Annotated in this window: 1 pseudogene; it reads right to left on the reverse strand. The window is 64.5% G+C overall.

The annotated features are described in order from the left end of the window. Window positions 1-28: 28 nt before the first annotated feature. Window positions 29-273, reverse strand: a pseudogene (locus C3Y91_RS06095) (non-homologous end joining protein Ku); the annotation flags it as partial.

Genomic DNA, 273 nt, shown 5'->3' on the forward strand with positions numbered 1-273 from the left:
TAATATTTCGGAGCCATGACCTATCTCCCTAGCTGGCTTTGCGCTGCGGGGCAGCCTTTGAAGCGGCGGACTTCGTTGCCGCCCCGCGCGCGGCGCGCTGCCTCCCAGCGCCAGTGTTAGCGTTGGCGGCAGTGCGTTTCGGTTGGTCCGCAGCGGCCTTCATCATGCCTGCGCTCTCGCGGAGCGCGGCCAGCAGATCGTTGGGCTTCGAGACCTGCACCTTCTTCGGCTTCGGAAGCGACTTGCCTTCCAGCTTCGCCTTCACCAGATCCG

The organism is Rhizobium ruizarguesonis (genome assembly GCF_012349115.1).
Classification (GTDB): domain Bacteria; phylum Pseudomonadota; class Alphaproteobacteria; order Rhizobiales; family Rhizobiaceae; genus Rhizobium; species Rhizobium ruizarguesonis.